The sequence below is a fragment of the Flammeovirga pacifica genome (assembly GCF_000807855.2).
Lineage (GTDB): Bacteria > Bacteroidota > Bacteroidia > Cytophagales > Flammeovirgaceae > Flammeovirga > Flammeovirga pacifica.
Map to the genome: position 1 here is coordinate 790,049 of NZ_JRYR02000002.1, position 23,475 is coordinate 813,523.

The 23,475-nt window shown below is 32.1% G+C and carries 22 protein-coding genes; 10 read left to right on the plus strand and 12 right to left on the minus strand.

The features are described from left to right. Positions 1-11 precede the first annotated feature (11 nt). The 3 genes from NH26_RS22185 to NH26_RS22195 form a co-directional block, all read right to left on the minus strand. Positions 12-3,413, minus strand: coding sequence for a SusC/RagA family TonB-linked outer membrane protein (locus tag NH26_RS22185; protein WP_052431886.1), 3,402 nt, complete (start codon positions 3,411-3,413; stop codon positions 12-14). A gap of 173 nt (positions 3,414-3,586) precedes the next feature. Then, the gene (locus NH26_RS22190) at positions 3,587-4,684 is read right to left on the minus strand and encodes a FecR family protein (RefSeq protein WP_044220735.1); all 1,098 of its coding nucleotides are present in this window, start codon (positions 4,682-4,684) and stop codon (positions 3,587-3,589) included. 69 nt (positions 4,685-4,753) lie between these two features. Then, positions 4,754-5,272, minus strand: a complete 519-nt coding sequence (locus tag NH26_RS22195) for an RNA polymerase sigma factor (RefSeq protein ID WP_044220732.1) — start codon at positions 5,270-5,272, stop codon at positions 4,754-4,756. A gap of 245 nt (positions 5,273-5,517) precedes the next feature. Here NH26_RS22195 and NH26_RS22200 point away from each other — a divergent pair, with 245 nt between their 5' ends. The 8 genes from NH26_RS22200 to NH26_RS22235 all read left to right on the plus strand — a co-directional run bounded on the left by NH26_RS22200 (position 5,518) and on the right by NH26_RS22235 (position 12,013). Then, entirely contained in the window at positions 5,518-5,844 is a 327-nt protein-coding gene (locus tag NH26_RS22200) for a DMT family transporter (protein ID WP_044220730.1), read from the plus strand. 66 nt (positions 5,845-5,910) lie between these two features. After that, on the plus strand, positions 5,911-6,486 hold the full coding sequence (locus tag NH26_RS22205; RefSeq protein WP_044220726.1) for a Crp/Fnr family transcriptional regulator: 576 nt from the start codon (positions 5,911-5,913) through the stop codon (positions 6,484-6,486). A 67-nt stretch (positions 6,487-6,553) separates the two neighbouring features. Then, positions 6,554-7,654, plus strand: a complete 1,101-nt coding sequence (locus NH26_RS22210; protein WP_052431885.1) for an SMP-30/gluconolactonase/LRE family protein — start codon at positions 6,554-6,556, stop codon at positions 7,652-7,654. A gap of 81 nt (positions 7,655-7,735) precedes the next feature. Beyond that, entirely contained in the window at positions 7,736-8,236 is a 501-nt protein-coding gene (locus tag NH26_RS22215; protein ID WP_052431884.1) for an NAD(P)H-binding protein, read from the plus strand. A gap of 370 nt (positions 8,237-8,606) precedes the next feature. Further along, a complete protein-coding gene (locus NH26_RS22220) occupies positions 8,607-9,173 on the plus strand; it encodes a Crp/Fnr family transcriptional regulator (protein WP_044220724.1) in 567 nt (188 codons plus the stop codon). A gap of 86 nt (positions 9,174-9,259) precedes the next feature. Continuing rightward, positions 9,260-9,739, plus strand: coding sequence for a GlcG/HbpS family heme-binding protein (locus NH26_RS22225; RefSeq protein WP_044220721.1), 480 nt, complete (start codon positions 9,260-9,262; stop codon positions 9,737-9,739). 6 nt (positions 9,740-9,745) lie between these two features. Then, positions 9,746-11,290, plus strand: a complete 1,545-nt coding sequence (locus NH26_RS22230) for a Dabb family protein (RefSeq protein ID WP_044220718.1) — start codon at positions 9,746-9,748, stop codon at positions 11,288-11,290. A gap of 3 nt (positions 11,291-11,293) precedes the next feature. Then, positions 11,294-12,013, plus strand: a complete 720-nt coding sequence (locus tag NH26_RS22235) for a 3-ketoacyl-ACP reductase (protein WP_044220714.1) — start codon at positions 11,294-11,296, stop codon at positions 12,011-12,013. A 90-nt stretch (positions 12,014-12,103) separates the two neighbouring features. Here the strand turns inward: NH26_RS22235 and NH26_RS22240 are convergent, their stop codons facing one another. From NH26_RS22240 to NH26_RS25890, 8 genes are all read right to left on the minus strand, one after another. Beyond that, the gene (locus NH26_RS22240) at positions 12,104-12,505 is read right to left on the minus strand and encodes a response regulator (protein WP_044220710.1); all 402 of its coding nucleotides are present in this window, start codon (positions 12,503-12,505) and stop codon (positions 12,104-12,106) included. Then, a complete protein-coding gene (locus NH26_RS22245) occupies positions 12,502-13,650 on the minus strand; it encodes an ATP-binding protein (protein WP_052431883.1) in 1,149 nt (382 codons plus the stop codon). Before NH26_RS22245 ends, NH26_RS22240 begins: the two co-directional genes overlap by 4 nt. Before the next feature lie 828 nt (positions 13,651-14,478). Next, the gene (locus NH26_RS22250) at positions 14,479-15,957 is read right to left on the minus strand and encodes an agmatine deiminase family protein (protein WP_052431882.1); all 1,479 of its coding nucleotides are present in this window, start codon (positions 15,955-15,957) and stop codon (positions 14,479-14,481) included. 124 nt (positions 15,958-16,081) lie between these two features. Next, the gene (locus tag NH26_RS22255; protein WP_044220708.1) at positions 16,082-16,780 is read right to left on the minus strand and encodes a hypothetical protein; all 699 of its coding nucleotides are present in this window, start codon (positions 16,778-16,780) and stop codon (positions 16,082-16,084) included. 69 nt (positions 16,781-16,849) lie between these two features. Then, positions 16,850-17,725 (minus strand): helix-turn-helix transcriptional regulator, encoded by an 876-nt coding sequence (locus NH26_RS22260; protein WP_044220705.1) that lies wholly within the window; start codon positions 17,723-17,725, stop codon positions 16,850-16,852. A gap of 82 nt (positions 17,726-17,807) precedes the next feature. Continuing rightward, the gene (locus NH26_RS22265; protein ID WP_052431881.1) at positions 17,808-18,962 is read right to left on the minus strand and encodes a tellurite resistance TerB family protein; all 1,155 of its coding nucleotides are present in this window, start codon (positions 18,960-18,962) and stop codon (positions 17,808-17,810) included. Positions 18,963-19,000: 38 nt separating this feature from the next. Next, positions 19,001-19,222 (minus strand): hypothetical protein, encoded by a 222-nt coding sequence (locus NH26_RS25595; RefSeq protein WP_044220702.1) that lies wholly within the window; start codon positions 19,220-19,222, stop codon positions 19,001-19,003. Between the two features lie 78 nt (positions 19,223-19,300). Continuing rightward, entirely contained in the window at positions 19,301-19,420 is a 120-nt protein-coding gene (locus NH26_RS25890; RefSeq protein WP_394331101.1) for a hypothetical protein, read from the minus strand. Between the two features lie 296 nt (positions 19,421-19,716). On the opposite strand from NH26_RS25890, the gene NH26_RS22275 reads away from it, so the two are divergent. Both NH26_RS22275 and NH26_RS22280 read left to right on the plus strand, forming a co-directional pair. Next, positions 19,717-20,211 carry a hypothetical protein gene (locus NH26_RS22275; RefSeq protein ID WP_044220699.1) on the plus strand — a complete coding sequence of 165 codons (495 nt, stop codon included), beginning with the start codon at positions 19,717-19,719 and terminating at the stop codon, positions 20,209-20,211. 119 nt (positions 20,212-20,330) lie between these two features. Beyond that, the gene (locus NH26_RS22280) at positions 20,331-20,888 is read left to right on the plus strand and encodes a helix-turn-helix domain-containing protein (RefSeq protein ID WP_044220696.1); all 558 of its coding nucleotides are present in this window, start codon (positions 20,331-20,333) and stop codon (positions 20,886-20,888) included. Between the two features lie 246 nt (positions 20,889-21,134). On the opposite strand, the gene NH26_RS22285 is transcribed toward NH26_RS22280, so the two are convergent. Next, the gene (locus tag NH26_RS22285) at positions 21,135-23,468 is read right to left on the minus strand and encodes a GH92 family glycosyl hydrolase (protein WP_052431880.1); all 2,334 of its coding nucleotides are present in this window, start codon (positions 23,466-23,468) and stop codon (positions 21,135-21,137) included. Positions 23,469-23,475 lie beyond the last annotated feature (7 nt).

A 23,475-nucleotide genomic window follows, 5' to 3' on the forward strand; every position in this document is an offset into this window, starting at 1 on the left:
ATTTCTTAAGCTTAGAATACTACATTCACATTAAAACCAAAGTTTCTAGTCATTGGATAACCACCCATTTCAATACCTCTGTATCCATCTGTAGGACCGGCATAAGATTCTGGTGAGGTACCTGGCATGTTTGTTTTGAAGTAGAATAAGTTTCTACCTACAGCCGATAATCTTACTTTATCCAAGAACATATTATCTAACCAAACTGAAGGAAGGCTATAACCAATAGACAATTCTCTAAGTGAAACATAGCTTGCGTCATAGATAAACTCAGATCCCACTGCATTTGCACCACCTACGTGGTTCCAATATTGCTCAGAAGAAATTTGAGTTGTGTTTTTCTGACCTGTTTCAGCATTTACACCTTCTACAACCATTGTTCCGTCACGTCCTGCCAAAGTTCTCTCGCCAGTACCTTGTAACGTACCAATTGCATCTGTGTAAGAATAAATGTCTCCACCTTTCTTGTAATCAATTTGTGCTCTGAAAGACCAATTTTTATATTGTACTGAAGTATTGATTGATCCCATAAAATCAGGTTGAATGTTACCAATTACTTCAGGGTCGTTAGAAGTGATAGGCAAACCATCATTACCGATCATTTTATTTCCATTTTCATCATATACAAATGATCTTGTCGATCTGATATTTCCATAATCTTGACCTTCTTGTGCTACAATTGTCACACCATTTACTGATGCCATCTCGTAGGTTTGAACACCATCCGCTAATTGATTCACATAAGTTCTATTTTTAGAGAAGTTCATACCGATATCCCATTTGAAATTATCTTTCTCAATAGCCGTTACATTCATCATTAATTCAAAACCTCTGTTTTCTACATCACCTGCATTAATAATTTTATGTGAGTATCCAGAAGATGATGTCATAGGAACTGTTAAGATTTGATTGAAAGTGTTGGATTGGTAGACCGTGAAATCTAAGTACACTTTATTATTAAAGAATCTCATTTCAGCACCTGCTTCTTTAGAGACTGTTTCTTCCGGCATTAAGCCTTCTAATGGCATTTGTAAAGGTGCTTCCACAAGTGGTCCACCCGCTCCTTGTTGTACTCTGTAAGTACCTGCTAACATATATGGATCTGTATCGTTACCCACTTTTGCAACGGCTGCTCTAACTTTTAAGTAAGTCATCCAATCAGGAAGTTGAGTATTAAGATCTTCAAGCATATCACTTACTACCACTGAACCTGCTATCGAAGGATAGAAATATGATCTATTTTCTGCTGGTAAAGTAGACGACCAATCATTACGTGCTGTCCAATCTAAGAATACATAGTTTCTAAAGCTGAACTGACCAAAAGCAAATACGGATTGAATTTGTTTCTCGTAGAACGATTGTCTGTTTACTACTGCCATTGAGTTAGGAATTGACCATAAACCCGGAACAATTTGACCAATACCTTCATTCCCCATACCAGAACGTTGTTGGTACATATTATTTGCACCTATACTAGCACTTACTCCCCAATCACCGAATTGCTTATTTGCATTTAACATGATGTCTGAGTTCATTTCCATTACATTGTACTGATCAAGAATGTATTTTTTATCAGCCATTGTAGAGTTGGAAGGCAAATCTCTAGTCTCTCTTCTTTCTGCATAATAATCTAAACCAGATTTTGCAGATAAACTTAACCAATCATTGAATTTATATCCAGCTGAAAGCATGGTTACAAAACGATCTCTTTCTGCATTGTTAATTGATGCATTATAATTTTGCCAGTAAGGGTTAATATACTGAGATGACAACCCAGACCAGTTCAATTGATGACCGTATGTAGGATGGATATAATTATTTTTAATGTCGTTTGTTTGAATACTTTTTGGCATTTGAACAAACTGATTTACAGTACCATTATATCCTTGAGCTGGAGAACCTTCTTCTCTATGGCTGATATAGTTAAATTTACCATTCAAAGTAAATTTATCTGTTTTTAAACCACCTTGAAAATCAATTGAGTTTTTATCTAGTGATTGAGAAGGGAAAATACCATTGGTTCTTTGGTCCATGAATGACACTCTAAAAGTAGCCAATTCATTACCACCAGAAACTGCTACGTTATTAGAAACTGATGTTCCCGTTTGGAAGAAGTCTTCCCACTGATTATTAACAGAGTAAGGTGTTTCTTTAGAAGGATCTGTCCAAGATTGAACCATTTGTCCATTCATTGGAGCACCCCAGCTACCCATAGCGTTTGTATCAATGTTTCCATTAGTACCCTGACCATACGTATCTTGCATATTATAGAAAGATTGTACCTGCTCAAACATTACATTGGCATTGTATTCCACTTTCACACCTTTCTGCGATTTACCTTTCTTAGTTGTGATAATGATTGCACCGTTCTGAGCACGAGATCCATATAAGGCTGCTGCATTGGGGCCTTTTAGAACTGAAATACTCTCAATATCCTCTGGGTTAATATCAGATACACCACCATCTGCAATAGAACCACCCCACTCCGGACCATCGTCAGGGTTTGAAATTTGATTCATTGTTTGACTATTGATAGGTACACCATCTACTACCCATAACGGTTCGTTATTACCAGAAATTGAACTTGAACCACGTACACGAACTGAGACAGATCCACCTAAACCACCTGAGGGGTTCACTTGTACACCTGCAATTTTACCCGAAAGGTTTGAACCTACATTGGTTGTTCTAGTATCAGTAAGTTCATCTGATTTTACTTCTTGAACAGAATATCCAATAGATTTCTTTTCTTTTTCAATACCAAACGCTGTCACCACAACCTCCTCTAATTCGTCTACTTGCGGTTGCAATTTGATATTAATAATTGATTGGCTACCTACAGCAACTTCTTGATCTTGATAACCAACAAAACTAAAAATTAAGGCATCCTCATCCGTAACAGATAATTTATATTGACCATCCATGTCTGTAATAGCCCCTTGACCTGTCCCTTTAATTTTCACGTTTACACCTGGTAAAGGCATATCAGTCTCATCGGTAATAACACCTGAAACTTGTCTTTTTTCTTGTTCTACAACTTTGGTAGAAACCGTATCCTCTGATTTAAAAACTAATACTTGATCTCCAATCACTTTAAAAGACAACCCTGTTTCTCTAAGAACTGAAGACATAATATCTTCAATAGAGGCCTCTTGAAAATTGAAATCTGTTTGTAATGCAGTATCTACATCGCTTGAATTATAAAAAATCTTATAACCCGTTTTTTCTCTGACTTCTTTAAAAGCTGATTTTAAAGTTTGTCCTTGCTCTAGTACTGTATCGTACCCAATAGCATAACTTGTTAGTGGGCTTCCACCCAATAAGGAAACTACTAAAGCTGAGGTAATAGCTTTCCTAGTACCAATTCTACAATAAGATTGGAATTGGCTAAATTTGTTAAAGTTCCATTTCATAACCACTTTTTTTTAATGATTAGCTGAAGTGTTGATTTATACCTAAATAGGTAATGATTAGGAGCATAAATTGATAAGTAATAATCTCATTTTTGCTCAGATAAGTTTAATTGGGTTTCAATCGTTAGACGTCAGTTATTTTGAAACCATTATGCAAGTGTTGCAAGCACTTTCTAGTAAATATTTACAATATTATTCTTAACAGAATAATTAATTTGGTTAGAGATTTTTAATAAAGACATCACACTTTCGATATCATCATTTTTATTAAATTCTCCACTAAATCGTTGTTTTTGTAGTTTTGTGTTGTTGTTCGTAATCACTACTCCATACCATCTTTCTAACTTCTTCTTTAGTTCTGGAAAAGGGATATCATCAAAAAGTAAACTACCCTGAGTCCAAGCAACGTAGGTATCAGTATTTACATTTTCTAATATCATCTCATTCCCGTTAAAAGTAAATTGCTCAGAAGGGGTTAATTCTGCAGTTACCTCACCTTGCATTTCTATATTTACTTTTCCACTCACCAAAGTAGTTTGATCAATGTTACGAGTAGTATTATCTACATTAAATCGCGTACCTAATACTACAATTTCTGTGGATGTACTTTTCACCCTAAATGGTTGCTTTTCATTTCTGCTTACATCAAAAAATGCCTCTCCTTCTACTGCTACTATCCTTTCATTTTCACCATGGAAAGAAGCTGGGAATTTAAATTTTGTCTCTGCAGATAACCAAACGATACTACCATCTTCGAGAAGTAACTTTACTCTTTTCCCTTTAGGAACAATAATTTCATTATCCGATTTTTGAGCATCGAGATATTGATTGACATTAATCACTACCTCCTCATTTTTAATTGATGTAGGATTTTCATTCAATTGCTCTAAAGAAATAATTTCGCCTTCTGCTGTTTTCCAAACAATATCATGTTCGATTTGAGCTGGCGCTTTAAAGTTATTATTGGCGTACATTAAAATACCAATAGTTACACAGGCTGCCACCGCCGCTACTTTTAGCCATACATTCCAAATAGCTCTTGGTGTTTTCTTTGTCTTTTTAACTAAGAATGTATCCCAACCTTTTTGGGAGTCAAACTCAGGAACATAATCATTCATACAATTCCAAGTATCATTCAAGTCTTGGTACCAAGTTTCATTTTCTGGAGCAGCTGTTCTCCATTCATTCAACTCTTGAGTTTCCGAAACCGATGCATTTCCTTGAATACTTCTCAGTATTAATTGTTCGATATGTTCTGTTTTATTTGTCATTTTCACATTTAAATCGATTCAGTCTTATAATTCACTCACTTCATTTAATTATTTAACACTAATTCACACTTAAATTATTTCACAACTGAGGTCTTTCAAGCATTTTTTCAGCTGTATCAAACCTCTATATATCGCATTTTCAACCTGTTTTGGTGTTTTATTTATTATCTCACTAATTTCTTTATTTTTTTTTGATAAAAATTTAGAAAGATAAAGTGGTTCTCTGTATTGTTCTGGCATTTTATGTAAACAACTCTCTATTTGTGCATTTAATTCTTTCATTTCTAAAGTAGAATCCACGTATTGTTGATCTCCATAATAAGTAGTTTCTATCTTATTGGCTTTTTGTTGGACCAATTGATTGTGACGAACCACATCCAAACATTTAAATTTTACTGCTCTAAAAATGTATTGATCGGGGGAATTAATTTCATTTAATTTTTCATTTTTTTCATATAACTGCATAAAAACTTCTTGCACCACATCTTCACTTAAATCTTTGGATTTAAGAAATTGAAATGCATAAGCACATAGATTACTATAATGCTTCATGTAAAAGTTTTTAAAAGTTGATAGTTGTTTGTTCATGTACCGTTAGAGTTTGAAAGGTAGGTTGATAATTTTAGATTTAATTTAGTTTTTTGGTGTAATTTATAACCTCTGATAAGTAATAAATCAATGTTACTACAAATTTAGAAGTATTTATATAAGCGTATAAGTTACACAGGTATATTTTGATTAGATTGATATTTATTAAGATAATATGAATGTTATCAATACTAAAAATTACATTTAAATTATAGACTTTAATAAAAAACTATTTTTACTACACTATGCATTGGATCATATTAATTATCGCAGGATTATTCGAAACGGCATTTGCCACTTGTTTAGGTAAAGCGAAAGAGACTACTGGAACAGAAACCGTCTATTGGTATATTGGTTTTGGTGTTTGCTTAACCATAAGTATGCTACTTTTAATGAAAGCCACACAAGTACTACCCATTGGGACAGCTTATGCTGTTTGGACTGGTATAGGTGCCGTGGGTACGGTAATTATTGGTATTCTTGTCTTTCATGAACCTGCCACCTTTTGGAGGATATTTTTTCTATCCACTTTAATTGCTTCTATTGCTGGGTTAAAGCTAGTCTCGAATTAATTGATATTTTTTTACTTTTGAAGATTCGTTCTTCAAAAAAGTATCTTATTCACTTTCTTAAATACAATGCAATCACTTAAAAAATCGTTATCTACTCTCATTCAACTAACTGATACTGAATTTCAATTTCTTGAAGACAAATTGGTCAGGCATCATTTCGCTACAAAATCAATTATTGTGAACCAAGAAAAGGTAGTTAACCATATCTATTTTATAGAAAAAGGCTTATTACGAACGTATTATTTACAGGATAGTAAAGAAATCAATACTTATTTTGCTTGTGAAAATCAATTCATTACTGTCTATTCTAGTTTTATTACCCAAACTCCTAGTATTGAATTTTTAGAAGCTATAGAGGATAGTATAGTCTATTCAATTTCCTATAATACTATGAAGGAACTCTACGAATTTGATAGCAAATTTGAAAAGCTAGGGAGAATAATTGCTGAAAAAAATTACCTCTGTGTGATAGAAAGAACTCGAAAAATGCAGAGTTTAACGGCTAAACAAAAATATCTTGATTTTATTGAAAGTCATGATAAAAAAATTGTTACAAGTGTTCCACAACATCAAATAGCTACCTATTTAGGAATAGCCCCTGAATCTTTAAGTAGGGTAAGAAAACAAATATCTCTTTCTTAACAAAAGTCAATGCGAGACAATTTAGTACTGACTTAATTTGTGCATCATTCATCTAAAACTTTAAAAAATGATCACAAAAAAAGTAATTTATTCTGTATCTCTCGCATTTGTTTTATTTATTGGAAATTTCAGTTTTCAAGCATGTTCTATTCTTCCTTCTGCATGGACACCCCCTAAAAAACCAGAATTGGTAGGCAGTTATGAAGAAAACGACCTCCTCTCTTCTACTGAATGGATAGACTTAAAAGGATGGTACGGACCTGAAGATATTGCGGTAGATAAAGAAGGAAATATCTATTGTGGTGCCCATGTTTCTGCTTCCGATTTTTCTGATGGTCGAATTCTAAAAATTGACACTGCGGGAAATGTCGAAGAATTTTGCAATACAAATAATTGGGTAACAGGTTTGCAATTTGATAAAGAGGAAAATTTGATTGCTTGTATCCCCAATATTGGTTTGGCGAGTATAAATAATAAAGGGGAAATGACCGTTCTTACTGAAAAAGATGAAAAGGGAAACCCTTTTTTGATGCTTAATGATGTTGACATTGCCAAAGATGGGAATATCTATTTTTCAAATACTTCTTCAAACGTAAAATTTAGTAGAAAGCACGCTCGAAAGATAATCTTTGAAGTAAAACCAGAAGGTGGTTTATATAAATATAACCCCGACACAAAATCGGTAGAAACTTTAATTGATGGTGCTTACTTTGCTAACGGAGTAGCATTATCACAAAATGATGAGTTTGTCTTATTGGTTGAATTAACAAAGTATAGAATTATTAGATATTGGCTAAAAGGAGATAAACAAGGGACTACAGATGTTTTTATTGATAATTTACCAGGACTACCTAACGGAGTAGCACGAAGAACTGATGGTAGTTTTTGGGTGGGCTTTACAACTAGAAGAGATGACACATTAGATAAATTTCAACCCAAACCATTTATGAAAAAACTCATCTACGCTACACCTATGTGGCTTCAACCAAAACAAGAATCTTTTGGTATGATCATGCATCTTGATCCTAAGGGAAAAGTAATAAAAACATACTATGAACCATCTGGAGAAATCGTTTCTGAAGCTAGTTCTGTTGAAGAACATAATGGTTATTTATATTTAGGAGGCGATTTAACCAATCATATAGGTAGATATAAATTGGTGGAATAATAAATAAATAATGGAATTGAATTAAATTTTTAATCATATTGTAAATTGAAATACAATCCATTTTAAATTTAGATACTTTCCATGGAAGAAAATTATAGAGTCGTCTTTTTGGGGGCAACAGGTGCCGTTGGTACTCAAGCGTTAAAACAATTATTCCAATTAAATAATGTAACTCGTATTTTATCTTTAGGAAGAAGACCTGTTGAATTAGAAAACACACCATCACATTTAGAACAGGTGAAAATCGATATACATCAGCCAGAATCATATAAAGAAGATATAAAAGATTGTGACATTGCCATTTGTACTTTAGGTGTTGGCGAGGCAACTAAAGTATCTAAAGAAGAATTTATTGCTATTGATAAAACTGCTGTCGTCAATTTTGCTAAAAATTGTAGAGAAAAAGGGGTAAAACACTTTCATCTTTTAGCCTCCATAGGTATTGATAGTAAATCTATGAATTACTATATGAGAGCTAAAGGAGAACTAGTAGATGAATTAGTAAAATTAAACTTTGATAGTGTCAGCGTTTATCAACCTTCTATGATAATGACACCACAAAATAGATATGGAATAGTGTAAGGTTTCTTTTTAGTGGTCTGGCCAAAATTGGATTACATTTTTCATGGTGGCATGAGAAAATATAGAGGAATTAAAGTGGATCTTCTGGGTAAATCTATAGCGAATAACCTTTCAAATACTAGAAAAGGATTGGAATATTTAACATACGATGATTTCTTAAGATTACAGCAATAGAATTTCTAAAAAAAAATTAGACATATATAATTATGACATGAATATAGAATAAGTGAATTGATTGAAGTTGGTTTATCCTTCTTCTAAAATTAACTTATTCTATTTTTGTCCGCTTTACGATAACATCATATATTTAAGGAACTATTCTACTCATCAACTTATAATATTTCTTTTTTTTTGCTCATCAAAAAACTACATGGACAAACTATTAATTGATAACATCCGAAAACATATCTCCATCTCTGATGACGAATTGGATCAATTATCTCCTTATTTCCAATCTACATCTGTCGATAAAAAAAAATTTCTTTTACAACAAGGTGACATTTGTCGATTTGAAGGCTTTGTATTGGATGGGTGTTTCAGAATATTTTCTTATGATCAAAAAGGAAATGATAACACACTCTATTTTGCTGCAAAAGATTGGTGGTTAATGGATAATGATAGTTTTTTAAATCAACTCCCTTCAGAATTAAACATGCAAGCACTAGAAGATAGTACTGTATTGCTTATTAAGAGAGATGATAAAATGATGCTTTATGAAAAAATGCCCATTGTAGAAAAATTATTTAGAGTGATGTCTCAAAAAGCATTGGTAGCGTGGCAAAGAAGATTGATAAGAAACCATTGTGAAACTGCAAAAGAACGATATACTCATTTCATTCAGACTTACCCTGATATCGCTTCAAAAATAAAAGATAAACAATTAGCAAGTTATTTAGGAATACGCCATGAATTCTTGAGTAAAATCAAAAAACAATAATCTTTTTTTAAAGAATTGAACAAGTTCAACTTTTTATTCCTTTTGCTTTATCAATTTTGCAGCTAATTACTTAATTACTTTGTAAAATGTATAAAGCATTATTTTTTATTCTGATTTCTATTCTCTCACTTTCGACCTCTTTGTATGCCCAAAATGCATATGATATTACTGATGAGGAAGCACTGAAAATTATCCTAGCCGCCAAAAAAGAAGCGGAAGCCACAGATGTATTGGTTAACATAGCTGTTACAGATGCTGGTGCACATCTTAAAGCGTTCATACGAATGGATGAATCGTATTTAGGTAGTATTGATGTTGCCATCAAAAAAGCAAAAACTGCTCGTTATTTTAATATTGACACAGGTACACTTGGAGAATTAACACAACCGGGTGGAATCATTTACAATATAGAATTATCCAACGGTGGTTTAGTGTCATTTCCCGGAGGTATGCCGATCCGTAATAAAGATAACGTCATTATTGGGGCAATTGGAGTAAGTGGTGGAAGTATCGAACAAGACAGAGCCATTGCATTAGCAGGAATTAAAGCTATATTAAAAAAATAAAATATCATGACACTAACAAACAAATTCACACTACTCTTACTTCTACTTTTGACGGGGCAAACGTCTTTTACTTTTTCGCAACAGAAAGAAAATTTAGTAATTAATAGACAAGATATTAAAGATATTTCTGCCAAGAATACAGTGACAGTAACCCACTACGAGAAAGATGGGAAAAATTATGTTTATGTAGGAGGTTTCGGTAATATAGATGTATTTAGTTTATCAGAAAACGGACAGTTAACTCCCGTAAGTAACCATGAATTATACAAACAAAAAGGACCTGCTAGAGGAATGGTTGCTACCAACGTATTGGGTAATGACTTTCTATTTGTAGCCAATAAGTATGGAAATGTGATTGAAACATTTCAAATTCAAAAAAATGGTTCTATTGAAAGAGTGGCATTAACTGAAGATACCGAAGATACTTATCTTGGGGTGGCTATCACTTTACAAGTGGTGAAGATGAAAAATAAATCATACTTGTTTATTGGTGGTTTAGAAGAAACTCCTGGTCTAAGCTGTTTTGCAATAAATAAAGACGGTAGCTTATCACATGTTCAATCGATGAAAGATGATGAAAAAATTCATACGGATGGAATCATTGGAATGTCTACTCATAAAATAAACGGAAAAACATATTTATATACAGGAGGTTTTCAAGACAATGGCATAAGTAGTTTTAGAGTATATGATAATGGTTCTTTCAAGAATATCAATAATATAAGTGATAATAAGACCGACCGATATTTAACCGGAACATACCCTGTGTGTAGTGTGCAACTTGGTGAAGATCATTTTGTGGTGGTAGGTCATCGTCATCATAAATATTATAAACGTAAAGGCTTTATTAAAAACACAGATTTCACCTATCATGGTGATGCACTAACTGTTTTTAAAATAGACAATAAAGGGCGTTTACATCAACATTCCGTTTTAAAAGATTCTGATTATACACGACTAAAAGGACAAACAAGAATTGAGTTAGTCTCACAAACCGATAATGAAGCTGTCTTAGCAATAGGAACAAGAGACGATAGCAGTATACAACTTTGTACACTCAACAAAGAAGGTACTTTACAGCCAATTCATTATTTAGAAACTGGTTTTTCAATTTATTATGGATTGGATGCACTACAAATAAATAATGTTCCTTTTTTAGTCGCTGGATCATTTCGATTTGATTTAGGCAAAGTGATTAGTTACAAAGTGGAGAAAGGTTCTGATCACAAAAATAAAAATTTAAAACACGTTGTTAGCCTTAAGTACAAGGCATCGGCAACAAAAGAAGAAATTGATAACGCATTAAAAACATTTGAAGATCTAAAAGATAAAATACCAGAAATTACTGCATTAGAATGGGGTGAAAATGATAGCATGGAAGGACACAGTAAAGGGTTTACCTATTGTTTCACACTTACATTCAATAATGCTTCTGCAAGAGAAAAATATTTATTCCACCCTGCCCATCTAGATTTAGTAAAAACAATTGGACCTATTATAGAAGATGTGTTTGTGATGGATTACTGGACAGAAAAACAAAATAAATTATAGAGAATGAGTATAAAAAATAAAAAAGCCATCATTACTGGCGGTAGTAAAGGTTTAGGTAAAGCTACAGCGATTGCATTTGCTAAAGAAGGTATTGATGTTGGCATTACAGGCAGATCTGAAGAACCATTGAAGCAAGTAGTCGAAGAATTAAGAAAATTAGGTGTAAACGCCTACTATGCCGTTTTTGATGTTGGTGTTTACGAAGAAGTACAAAAAGGTATAAAAAGTTTGATCAATGATCTTGGAACTGTAGATATATTGGTCAATAATGCTGGTATTGCTGGTGTTGGCTCTTTTGAAGAAATGGAAGTGAGTGAGTGGAGCCAAATTATCCAAGTAAATGTCATGGGCATGTATTATGTAACAAAAGAAGTACTCCCTCATTTAATTGAAAAAAATGAAGGTGATATTTTTAATGTTGCTTCCACTGCTGGATTAAATGGCAACCCTAACTTATCCGCATATTCAGCCTCTAAGTTTGCTGTTATTGGACTTTCAGAATCGTTAATGAAAGAAGTTAGGAAAAATAATATTCGAGTAGTTACCCTTACTCCTAGTACAATAGAAACAGAAATGACTATTGGATTAGGTATAGCAAAAGAAGGATCATACGACCATGTATTACAAGCAGAAGATTTTGCAGAATTAATTATATCAGGATTAAAATTACCAAGAAGAGCATTTCTTAAGAGTGCCGCTTTATGGTCAACAAATCCAATGTAAGATAAATTACCTCACATTATCGATTAATAACTTTGAGTTTTACCCAAAAAGCGGTCTTAATAATGTGTCTACATTATGAGGCCGCCATTTTTAATATTTCGCCAAAATGGAATTGATTTTATCTTTATCAAGAACTTTATTTTCAAACCCGTCCACACAATGATAAGATTCCAATTTCACCATATCTAAAGGATTTTCTGAAGTAGAAAGAACTACTATTTTTGTATCCTTTAATTTTTGATCTAAGCCATTTCTTAAAAAACTATCCAAAAAGTCCCAACCATTCACTCTAGGCATATTAATGTCTAGTAGAATAATATTAGGTACTTTCAGTTTATCCAAAGGTTCTAATAAATACTGAATTGCTTTTTCAGCTTCATCAAAAATTAAAAGATGATCTACAACATCCATCATTTTAAATATCTCTTTGTGGTATATATTCGTAGCTTCATCATCATCAATACACATGATACAATCTATTTTCTTATTCATTCTAAATTATCACTTAAAGTAAAAAAAAACTTTGTTCCATAAGGGGAATTCTTTTCAACCCAAATTTGACCCTCATGCAAATCGATTATTTTTTTACATATGGATAACCCTATACCCGCCCCTTCATATTCATTTTTCTTGTGTAATCTTTGAAAAACATGGAATATTCTTTCAAAATATTCTTCACTAATACCAATTCCATTATCGATTATTTCAAACTCCCATTTTCCTTCTTTTTCTTTTCCATTTATCTCAATAAAAGGTTGATAATCAGGTCTTTTGTATTTTATTGAATTACTTATCAAGTTCTGAAACAAAAGACGTAATTCTGATGCATATACATTCATAGTAGGTAGGTCACTGACGGTAATCTTCGCATTTTCTTGCATTATAGATCCCGCTAAATCACTTAATACTCCTTCTACTAAAGTTTTTAAATTGGTAGTTTTCAATTCCGTTGTTCGACCGACAACATTAAAGTCTAAAATCCCTTTCAATAGGATTTTCATTCTTCCTGTAGCTTTTGAAATATAATTTAAATACTTATTTATTTTTTCACTATTGTCAATCCTTTTAAATTCTTCATTTAAAAGCATGGAGAAACTTTGAATTGTGTTCAGTGGTTCTTGTAAATCATGAGATGTTACATAACCTAATTGCTCTAATTCATAATTTTTTTGAGCAATTTTCTCCATCGAATCTTCCAATTTTTTTGCATAATTTCTACTCTCAGTAATGTCGTGAACACTACCAATTAACATAGTACAATTATCGTCTTCACCAAAAACGGGAGCAATACGTACTTCTCCTACTTTTGTACCTGTAGGATAAGGTGTAACTTCTTCCCAACTCACACTAGTTTTTGTAGTAATTGCTTGTTGATAGTAATCTAACACTGAGGAAAGAGAAGGCTCTGGAATTACTTCTTTCACATTTTTACCAATCACTTGATCTTTCAATAGACCTGTGGCATTTAGAAAACTCTGATTTACAGAGCTGAATATATAATCACCTGATGAATTTACTTTCAAAGCAAAAATTACATCCCCAACTGTATCATAAATCAGTGACAGGATCTTATCTTTTTCTTTTAAAATTTGATTATAGGATTCATCACTTATCCCGTTATTATTACTAGAAGACATATGTTTATATAGAAAGTTGAAATGGAAAATTGAATTCGTGTAGAGTTAAAAAGGACTTTAGACACGAGTGTTTTAAGGTGAATGATAATTATTAATAATTTACAACTTCAAGAAGTCAAATCAAAAAGAAATAGCACTACATAAGGAAAAAAAAATCTAGTATTAATTGTCTAACCGACAATTAATTAGAATACTTATATATCTTGATGATATAATTAAAATTCGAGTACTCTTTTTGTTTTAGTAATAACGTTATCATATGTAGCAAAAGTAAGACTTACCATCAACTCTTTTATTTACCGAACAATTACAGCAGATCTACTCAAATAATAGCTCAAGAGCTATAGAATATTTTTTATCTCAATTTTTATTGTCAAATCTAACTGATTACATATTATAAAATAATTGATCTAATATGAATTATCGCCATGCAAACACCTGAGATAATTTAGACTTCATGAAAATCCAAGTATTCCTTATCTTATCTTTAATTGTATCCGCAATTCTTTATCTACTAAACCCATTATTATTAATACTAGTATGGATATTTCATCTTATTTTTCATAAAAGAATTTTTAATTCCGTTTTTGATTTGTTTAATATGAAGTAATATTATTTCTAAATAGAATATATTCCCTAGAAGCTACTTCATTTATATAAAAAAGGATGAACACTAAATTGACTCCTCTTAAAAAAGAATTGAATGAAATTGGAAAGATGGTAATGCAAGCAAATGGTGCTTGGGTTGAGGGGATGGAGTAAATTTTATTCTAAATAATACATCAGCCCATGATGAATTCATGGGCTGATCTTATTTTTTAATTTGATTTAGTTTACCCAAGAAATACAATTAATCAAACCTCCCTGCATTACTACCTCATTTATATTAATAGGTTCTATCTTTTTCTCTGGATATAATTTAGATATAACTTCCAAAGCTTCATTATCTTTATTCCCTTCAACCTCAAAAATTGGAAAAAGAACAATCTCATCAAATACTAAAAAATTGGTATAAATACCAATGGCACACTCTGGAGTCTTATCTTTCCCTCTATAATCAAACCAAGGCATTTCAACATAATCCCACCCAAGTTGATCATTCATTTTAAGAAAGCTATCTCTGATATATTTGAAGTCATTTCCCAACTCATTTACCACCAACAAACCTTCTCGAATTATTCTAAGGTAACCATCAATATGACCGGTCATATCTTCAGTCATATCTCTTACAAAATAAGATTTTACACCTAAAACCTTTTCAATGTTTTTGATGACTTCTTCCTTTGGTAAAGGTAGATTTTCTTTAAAGATTCTTTCTGTTAAAATAGCAGTATCACCAAGTAATTCAATATTACCTCCATCAAGATTAATACCTGAATATATTGCTGAAATATTATTACTTGTGTTAACTACTGTTGGATCAGATTGTAATTGAGGGTTATTTCTTAGGTAACTAGGTTCGTATCTAAACTGTACTAATTCTCCTTTTGATGTTTTAATTGGCATATAATCTCTACACCATATATCATTAGTCACCTCTAAAAAAGAAGGAGATATCTGATATTTATCTAGCACTCTCTTAATTGTATTCCATACCTTGGGGTATTCTTTTATTAATAATTTAGAAAGATACAACTGAGAGGATTTTACCTTTTTACTTTTTTGAATTGAAAATTGATTATGAAAAGCTTTTCTGTATGTGTCTACTTTAAACTCTTGGACTGCACGAGTTGAGTTTACATATTTATCTCTTTGCTTTATAAACTCTTTGTTGTTACTTATCCCAATATTTGCTTGTCCTGATGGAGAAAATAATACTTTCCCTACTATCTCTCTACCAAAATATTTTGCATCAATTTTAAATTCTCTTTTAGAATCTAATTCAGACTTTATAGAAAAGACATCACAAAAAAGTTTTGCAGCTCCATTCTTATTAAAGCCACTTGTGAAAAAGATTTCAGTGATTAGAGAGTTTCTGATTCCTTCTTCAATCATCTCAGAATTCAGTTCTAAATTTTCTAAAAGGGCATCTTGAGTTACACTATCATGCGCTCTTTCACAACTAAGGATTATATCTGAAATCCAAACATTATTTTTTCGTAAAGTCTTCTCAATGGATGTTCGGCTGTCAAACTTTTGGTCTGGAAATGCTTCTGCTAAAATTCCCCAAATTGTCACTTTATTACCATAGAAAAAATTGATTTTAAAATCATCAGTTTTATGTGGATGAATAGTTCCTAAAATCAAAGAAGTATTACTTTGCCTGTAGGGAAACTGATCAATGTATTGATGTGTTGTCTTTATCATAATACTAACACCTTTATTAAATAATAATATATTTAAGAATAAAAATTAACAGTATTCATTTTAAATTCAAGAGAACATACCCCTTGAATTGGTATATATAATAAATCGTGTTCAAGATTAATATCTATTTTAATTTATAATTGTAGTACCAATCTTTTACTGCTAAAATTATATTATCAACATACTCTTCTTCTTTCATTACATATGATGGATGATAAGCATCAATAAATATTTTTTCTTTAGTAGGATAATATATTCTTTCACCCATTTTCACAGGAGGTATTTCATCAAGCTTCAAATCATTATAAAAATGACATAAAGTATTACCACCTATTATTATATCAGGTTGATAAGTATCGATTTGATGTAAAAGAAGGTCTTTATGTTTTGCATAGGCAGTACTAATGACTCTTTCATCAGAACTACTTTCTCCTGGTAGTTTTCGAATATTAATGTACGCTATATTTTTCAATGCTTTCCAAACATCATTCTTTTGATTTATTTCTGGTAAATCTCCCCATTCCATAAAATTATTTAATATACCATATGTAGCATAGTTAACTTTTTTTAAAAGATTTTTTCCTGTAGAAGGTTGAGATGCCCAAGATTCCAAATTGTTAAACGCCTCATTTGAACTCCATCCACCTCCAGAGGGATCATGCGGTTCCTTCAAAATCCATAAAATTTTAAACTTAGCGTTTAAATACAATTCAGGATTGACTACACCATCACTTATAGGTTCAGTTCCTTCTTCATCAGGTGTAATAGCAAAAATTGATTTTTGGATTGCTTCTTCAGCAAGCATTAATTCTTTAACAGTCATGATTCAATAGTTTAATTTGTAGATATAGTTCAAAGGTATACTAGGAGGTAGGAAAAAATGTTTCCTACCCTAATAATATGTTGATATTTTTTTTATTTGCTCATTAATCATCTTTCTTAATGATTCTGGTGACTCTACTTTTACTTCTTTTCCATAATAAAGAATTCTATAAATAAGGTCTTCATTAATTCTTAACTGATACTTAAATGTTGTCCATTTTTCATTAGTTTTTTCAGTATTCAATTTTTGAGACTTATGAAATGGGACTTTCGTTATATAAGGAGTTTTCTTTGTTGAAAAAGATAATATTACTTCTTCTATTTCTCCATTTGAAAATACTCCAATAGAATTCTCATATAAATTAATTATCTCACTTTCTATATTGATATTTCTTTTATAGCTCTCCTCCATAGCTATTGGTGATTGTACCCTATCCACACCATAACACCTTATACCATATTTAGTAGGATCATTATCTTTAATACCTATCAAATACCAACGCTGTTGATATTGCTTGATAAAGTAAGGTTGTAGAATTACTTTAAATTGATTTGACTGATCAAACTTTTCATAAATAAACTCAACCTTTTGTTCCTTTTTTAAAGCATCAAAAAATAAAGGGAGATAGCCTATATTATTATTTTTATCATTTTGAGAAGAATCTAACATCAAAAATTTTTTATTCTCAATATTAGTTAAGACTTCTTTCTCTATTCCTCTGGTCATGAAACCATAAAAGTCATTTTTTTCAATTGTTTCTTTAGTAATTGAGTAAAAATATTCTTTATCAATGTTTATCTCAAGACCATAATTTTTATATAATTCTTTTTTATAATTCCTTAATGTTCTTTCACTTATTTCTAGGTAATCACATAGTTGTTTGGCTTTATATGACTTCCCTGATTTTAGTTTTTCTACAAGTTTATAAAGTTGCTTCTGATTCAAAGTTTTCTTATTCTAATTTAGAAGAGATTTCCTTATTTTTGGATTTAAAAATATTGGGTCTTTAAATATACATGTGACATTATCAATTTAAAAGTTCATTTACTTCATTCTCAATATCTAACTGTTTACTAATTTCTTTAATGTATAATTTTTCTCTTAGATCAAAATTTCCATCAATTTTAGATAATTCCAATAAAATTGTAATTAATGAAATGCTTTCAAATGATTCAGATTTTAAAAGTTTAAAATCAATATTTAAAAATTGAACTGATTTCATATCGTCAATTAATGTTATTTTTTTTTCAAATGCTATTTCACTTTTTTCAATAATATTTAAAATAAATTTTTCTTCTTGGGGATGTATTTCTTTATCTACCTTCATTAAATTTATTAAACATTTTATTTTTTCAAGCTCTAGAAAATCTTTATTATCAGCCTCTAATACTTCTTCAACATTTTCAATAATAATACTATTTTCGATTTCATTAACGGTTGCTTGTGGTAATTCTTTTAAGTGTATAATAAGTTTATTTGACATCAATTTCATTGTTGCCAGAGAAATTCCTCCCGATATAACACCTCCTAAGATTGGTATAGATTTAGATACACTTAGAGCAAATGAATCCTTTGTAACTTTTAAACCTATCCATTTACCAACTTCTTTTGATATATTATATATACCATACTTCGTTAATGCTTTTTGAGGTAATCTTTTTACAACTTCCTTAGCCATATTTTCAGAAAGAGCCATAATTGCTTTGTTGGCTTGTGAAGAGCCAAACATAACTCCAAAAAATAATGATAAAACTAACAATGATTCGTCACTAACCGTCCCATCCTCTTCCGCATCAAAAATTTCAGACCACCCGTACAAATAAGCTAATTTTTGTATTAGTTGGATAGATTGAAAATAAAACTGTGTTAAATCAGCAGGAATAGTTGCAGCCATTGCCCAACCACCAGGTATTCCAGCTAAAAAAGATAGTCCAGTAATCTGAGCAGTCTGCCAATTTATACATGAATTGGCTACTTTGCCAATTATTTTGTTACTCACACCTGCAATACTTGGAGATGTTTCAATCACTTTTTTTAGTTCAGAATCATTAAGGTACCGTGAAAATTGTTTACGTAAAAAATATTCTCTTTCAATTTTAGCCCCAGGAATTTTTAGAGATGTTTTCAAAATAGTAAACCAAAAATCTGTTTTTTCATTTTTAGAAATTGTATTTGTATTCATAAGTTTTGATATATTAATAATATTATAAATTAAGAAAATTATCTCCCCACAATCCTCATCATCTGCTCCACCAAACTACTCTTAAAAACGTCATCTTTAATGTAACTTTTATACATATTGATTTCCTTACGACGTTGTTCTGCCATTACCTCATCCATGATTTTTTGGAAGGCGATAAGTTTGTTTTGATCATCGGGGTTTTTTAAAAATTTCTTGATGAAGTCGGGATGTTCAGTGACTCTTTTTTTGAGGTTAAGCATTCTAACTCAGCTTTCTTCTGGAATATCCCCCCAACCCCTAATGTAACCGTCATAAAATGTTTGATGATCTCTTGAACCTTAGGACTGAACCCCTGTAAGTATTCCATAAAGTTCGCTTCCAAAATCTGCATACTGTTCTTCTAATACTTCTTCTTTAGAATCTTCCAATATCGCATCCAAACGGCGTAAAACCGTCATGGGTAAGATAACATCTCTATATTTTCCTCAAACGTAAACATCTCTAAGACAGTCGTCTGCAATCGACCAAATAAAGGATACGATTTTGTTGTGGGAAGAATGGTTCATATATATATACCTATTGTATTTTTTTGGCTTAAATTATAGTGATCTGAATATAGTGTAATTCAAAAAAATCTTCTAAAACTTGCAACTTAATTTTACATGTATTAACATTGCAAGCAAATATTTTTTATACCAAGTGTATGTAAATAAGCTAACTATTTCATTGCACTGACTTAACGAAACTATTCATCATGTTATTAGAAGCAGACAAAACTGCACTCTTCAATAGAGTACTGTCTTTTTCGTGTACAACAGAAGAAGATACCCAAAAAACCTTTGATGGTATTCACCAAGAATACATTTACCACAATTCCTCTAGCGTGCTAAAGGAAATCTCTGCAGAGAAAAAGAAAACTCGTTTTGAAAGTAGAACTTCAGAATTGAACGAGAAGAAAAATCAATTGACTTATGTTGAGAATGAGTTAAGCAATATGGATGCTTCTCATTCAAAATATAAAGAGAAAATTGTCGAAAAAAATAAACTGGTTGCGGATGTAAGCGAACTGGAATTAAAGTTAGAAAGAAATGACGGCATGGAAGTTTATTTCCAAGAGATTGATAACATTATGTTAGACGTTGAGACCACTTTGCTTTTAGAACTTTTACATCAGATTAAAGATCACGCTTCTAGCAATACATGGACTTTAAATGATTATCAAATCAAAAATTTAGAGGTGGTTATTTAAATATAACTATAATGTAGGTGTTGAAATAGTAATGTATCACTCCTCTCCACCACAATTACAAACATCCTTAAGAACATAGAGTTAGCCTTTGTTCTTAAGGTTTTTCCATTATTAATATCATGGCCCATTTTACTTTAGCCCAAAGAGAACAGTTAGCATATTTACTCCAACATGGAGGAAGTAAACAGCGCATTGCCGAAGTACTAGGGGTACATCTCTCCACCTTATATAGAGAAATAAAAAGAAATAGTATTGATGGACAATACAATGCTACAAAAGCTCATAACCTTGCACTTGCCCGTAAAAAAGTAGTGGGTAGCTTAAATAAAACATCCGCTTTTATCTCACCCAAAAGAAAAAATAAATACGAGCTGTATGCCGATCGAAGATACATTTATTGGCATTCTGATTCCCCATCTGTCCGAAAGTCCTACATTTTTGTACGTTGGCATTTTGGAGCAAAATATCACCGATATAAAATCCGTTTAGAATTTGAAAAAATATACCACTATCTCAAAGATCTCCCATTATTACAAACACTGATTGAAGTGGTAGCGCAAAAATCCATCGTATCTACTCCTTCATTTAATGTCTACAAATCAAAACCCCATCAAGAAACTAAGATGATTCAGTGGTATACAAAAGTAGTGTATCACAATTACCTAAGGGTGGCGTAATATTCTATATATTACAGCTTTTTAGTCTTCATTGGCACAAAAGTGTATCATTCCTTTCAAAAGTCACATAGAATTTTTGGTGTCTTTCTAAAAATGGTTTATCGTTAGAATTTTAGACGTTTTTATTAGTATTCACCCAAAAATAAAAAGGGAAGGTGGCTCAATATAGAATGAGTCACCTTCCCTTTTTTATGCTTTTAGGCACTTTCGCATTTGCTCACGATTTAGAATGGAAGAGAACCAAATCTATTTCGTTGGTTTAGCAGAAGATTTCATTTCTAACACTCCACCTTTTACATACTCCGACCATGGTAAGAATACCTTATCGAGAGATTGTCCGTTCCATGCAGAAGATTTGATATACCTATTTTTTGTTGGATCTCCTTTTGTTTTAATGACAAAAGATTCTCCTTCATAAAATTGTTGATCAAGAGTGATTTTTACTTCATCAAATTGAGGTAAGCTCAATTGTAGTGTGGGGTTTTCTAATGTACCGCCGGCTACATCAAATAAACCGATACCCGCTAATACATACCATGCACCTAATTGTCCTTGATCCTCGTCCTGACCATAACCGTAACCATGTGTTTCATCAGTTCCGTAAAAGACATCACAAATTTCTCTTACCCAATATTGTGTTTTATGGGGTTGATCCGTAAAATTATACATCCAAGAAATGTGTAATGAAGGTTGATTTCCGTGGTTGTATACATTTTGTAAACCAGCAAAGGCATCCACTTTTTCTCCACCTCCAAATTTTGTAATTGCGGCTGTTTCGAAAACACCATCCAATCGATCTACAAACTCTTTCGGACCAATTTTTTGAGACAATCCTTCTACATCATGTGGAACATAGAATGTGTATTGCCAAGCATTTCCTTCTTGGAAGCCTGTCCATACTTTTTTAGGATCAAAGTCTTTTACAAATTGACCGTCTGTTGTTTTTGGTCGGATAAAACCTGTTTCCTCATCAAAAAGTTTTTCCCATCCTTTGCCATAAGCTGCAAACATCTTTGCGTCATCATTATGATGTAACTTTTTAGCCATTTGCATGGCAGCATTGGTAGAAAAACTATACTCTAAAGTATGTGATGCCGAAAATTGAGATCCTTCTGCATTGGAAGCCGAATAATACTCATTGTTCTGAGTTAAAGGAACAAAACCTTCTTCTACAAAGACTTTTGTATCTGCTTTTCCTGCTCCTAAAGGACGGTTCATCCAACCTAATTCGTTTTTACGAACGGCTTGATATGCCACTTCATGATCGTATTGATCGATTCCTCTATTAAAAGCACTGGCAATTAGTAAACCGGTGTAATTGGTACCCACACCAGAAACAAATTTATTGGTGGCAACACCATCGGCTAACCAACCTCCATCTTTGTAGATATCCAATTGACATTGTACAAACTCATTGTAATATTCTGGATAGGCCAAAGCCCATAGTTGCGTAAGGTTCCAAAATGCCCCCCAAACAGCATCCGTATTGTAATGATTGTATTTAGGTTGATTCGTTAATGAATCTATGGCTATCTGTCCTACTTCTCCAGTGATGGAAGGGTATTGACCGTTAACATCACTACTCAAACCTCTACCCAATAAGGCATGATAAAGACCCGTATAAAATTTAGTTTGATGTTCCTTAGATCCACCTTTTACAGCGATCTTACCTAACATCTCTCTCCATTTATTTTGTGCCTTTTCTTTGGCTTGATCAAAGGTTAAATCATTGGCTTCTTCTTTCAAGTTTAATCGAGCATTCTCAATAGAAGTATACGATTGACCGATTTTTACTTCTACTTGATAAGCCTCATCACCTTTAAAAGTTAAAGCTAAACCAGCCCCTTTTCCTAAAGCAGTTTTACTTCCAAAATGCACATCCTCTTTATTAAAAGAAAGGATAGAATTTGTGGTTTTATCCAACTTAGCAACAAAATACATTTTTACATAAGCACCCGGTTGGTAATATTTCACGTAGCCAGGATGTGTAATCACATACCCTTCTATGGTATGATCATCTATCATACTTACTGCAGCATCTACCACAGGACCACTTTCACCTTGTGTATTCCCAATGTCGAATATCAAATGATTTTCTCCTTTGGGATAAGTATACTTATGGAAAGAAACTCTAGGCGTAGACGTTAGCTCTGCTTTGATGTTGTAATCATCCAAGAGTACAGAATAATATCCAGGTTGAGCCATTTCATTTTCCTTTTGGAAAGTAGAACGGTACCCTTCTTCTACGTTTTCTAATTTCCCAGGAATTGTTATTAATTCACCATTGGTAGGCATCAAAGAAATACCTCCTACTTGGAATTCATGGAAATTTACAAAGCCTTCGATAGAAGTGTGTGTGCCATCGTAACCCACAGCTTCCCACCCCCATTCGTTACCATAAGATCCATTGGTAGATGGAGCCGGTTTTGCCATACCAAAAGGATTGGCTGCGGGTGTGTAGAAAAACCATCTTGAATGTACGGTTCCTATGTTTGGATCTACTGCTTCTAATGGATCAATGTATTGTCCGAAAGCAGTTAACCCAATACTAAATAATAGAAAAAATAATGTCTTTTTCATCTTCTTC

Bases quoted from the DNA above. Each gene is read 5' to 3' on its own strand.
- NH26_RS22185 (WP_052431886.1), bottom strand. From the start codon at position 3,413: ATGAAATGGAACTTTAACAAATTTAGCCAATTCCAATCTTATTGTAGA.
- NH26_RS22190 (WP_044220735.1), bottom strand. From the start codon at position 4,684: ATGACAAATAAAACAGAACATATCGAACAATTAATACTGAGAAGTATT.
- NH26_RS22195 (WP_044220732.1), bottom strand. From the start codon at position 5,272: ATGAACAAACAACTATCAACTTTTAAAAACTTTTACATGAAGCATTAT.
- NH26_RS22200 (WP_044220730.1), top strand. From the start codon at position 5,518: ATGCATTGGATCATATTAATTATCGCAGGATTATTCGAAACGGCATTT.
- NH26_RS22205 (WP_044220726.1), top strand. From the start codon at position 5,911: ATGCAATCACTTAAAAAATCGTTATCTACTCTCATTCAACTAACTGAT.
- NH26_RS22210 (WP_052431885.1), top strand. From the start codon at position 6,554: ATGATCACAAAAAAAGTAATTTATTCTGTATCTCTCGCATTTGTTTTA.
- NH26_RS22215 (WP_052431884.1), top strand. From the start codon at position 7,736: ATGGAAGAAAATTATAGAGTCGTCTTTTTGGGGGCAACAGGTGCCGTT.
- NH26_RS22220 (WP_044220724.1), top strand. From the start codon at position 8,607: ATGGACAAACTATTAATTGATAACATCCGAAAACATATCTCCATCTCT.
- NH26_RS22225 (WP_044220721.1), top strand. From the start codon at position 9,260: ATGTATAAAGCATTATTTTTTATTCTGATTTCTATTCTCTCACTTTCG.
- NH26_RS22230 (WP_044220718.1), top strand. From the start codon at position 9,746: ATGACACTAACAAACAAATTCACACTACTCTTACTTCTACTTTTGACG.
- NH26_RS22235 (WP_044220714.1), top strand. From the start codon at position 11,294: ATGAGTATAAAAAATAAAAAAGCCATCATTACTGGCGGTAGTAAAGGT.
- NH26_RS22240 (WP_044220710.1), bottom strand. From the start codon at position 12,505: ATGAATAAGAAAATAGATTGTATCATGTGTATTGATGATGATGAAGCT.
- NH26_RS22245 (WP_052431883.1), bottom strand. From the start codon at position 13,650: ATGTCTTCTAGTAATAATAACGGGATAAGTGATGAATCCTATAATCAA.
- NH26_RS22250 (WP_052431882.1), bottom strand. From the start codon at position 15,957: ATGATAAAGACAACACATCAATACATTGATCAGTTTCCCTACAGGCAA.
- NH26_RS22255 (WP_044220708.1), bottom strand. From the start codon at position 16,780: ATGACTGTTAAAGAATTAATGCTTGCTGAAGAAGCAATCCAAAAATCA.
- NH26_RS22265 (WP_052431881.1), bottom strand. From the start codon at position 18,962: ATGAATACAAATACAATTTCTAAAAATGAAAAAACAGATTTTTGGTTT.
- NH26_RS25595 (WP_044220702.1), bottom strand. From the start codon at position 19,222: ATGCTTAACCTCAAAAAAAGAGTCACTGAACATCCCGACTTCATCAAG.
- NH26_RS25890 (WP_394331101.1), bottom strand. From the start codon at position 19,420: ATGACGGTTTTACGCCGTTTGGATGCGATATTGGAAGATTCTAAAGAA.
- NH26_RS22275 (WP_044220699.1), top strand. From the start codon at position 19,717: ATGTTATTAGAAGCAGACAAAACTGCACTCTTCAATAGAGTACTGTCT.
- NH26_RS22280 (WP_044220696.1), top strand. From the start codon at position 20,331: ATGGCCCATTTTACTTTAGCCCAAAGAGAACAGTTAGCATATTTACTC.
- NH26_RS22285 (WP_052431880.1), bottom strand. From the start codon at position 23,468: ATGAAAAAGACATTATTTTTTCTATTATTTAGTATTGGGTTAACTGCT.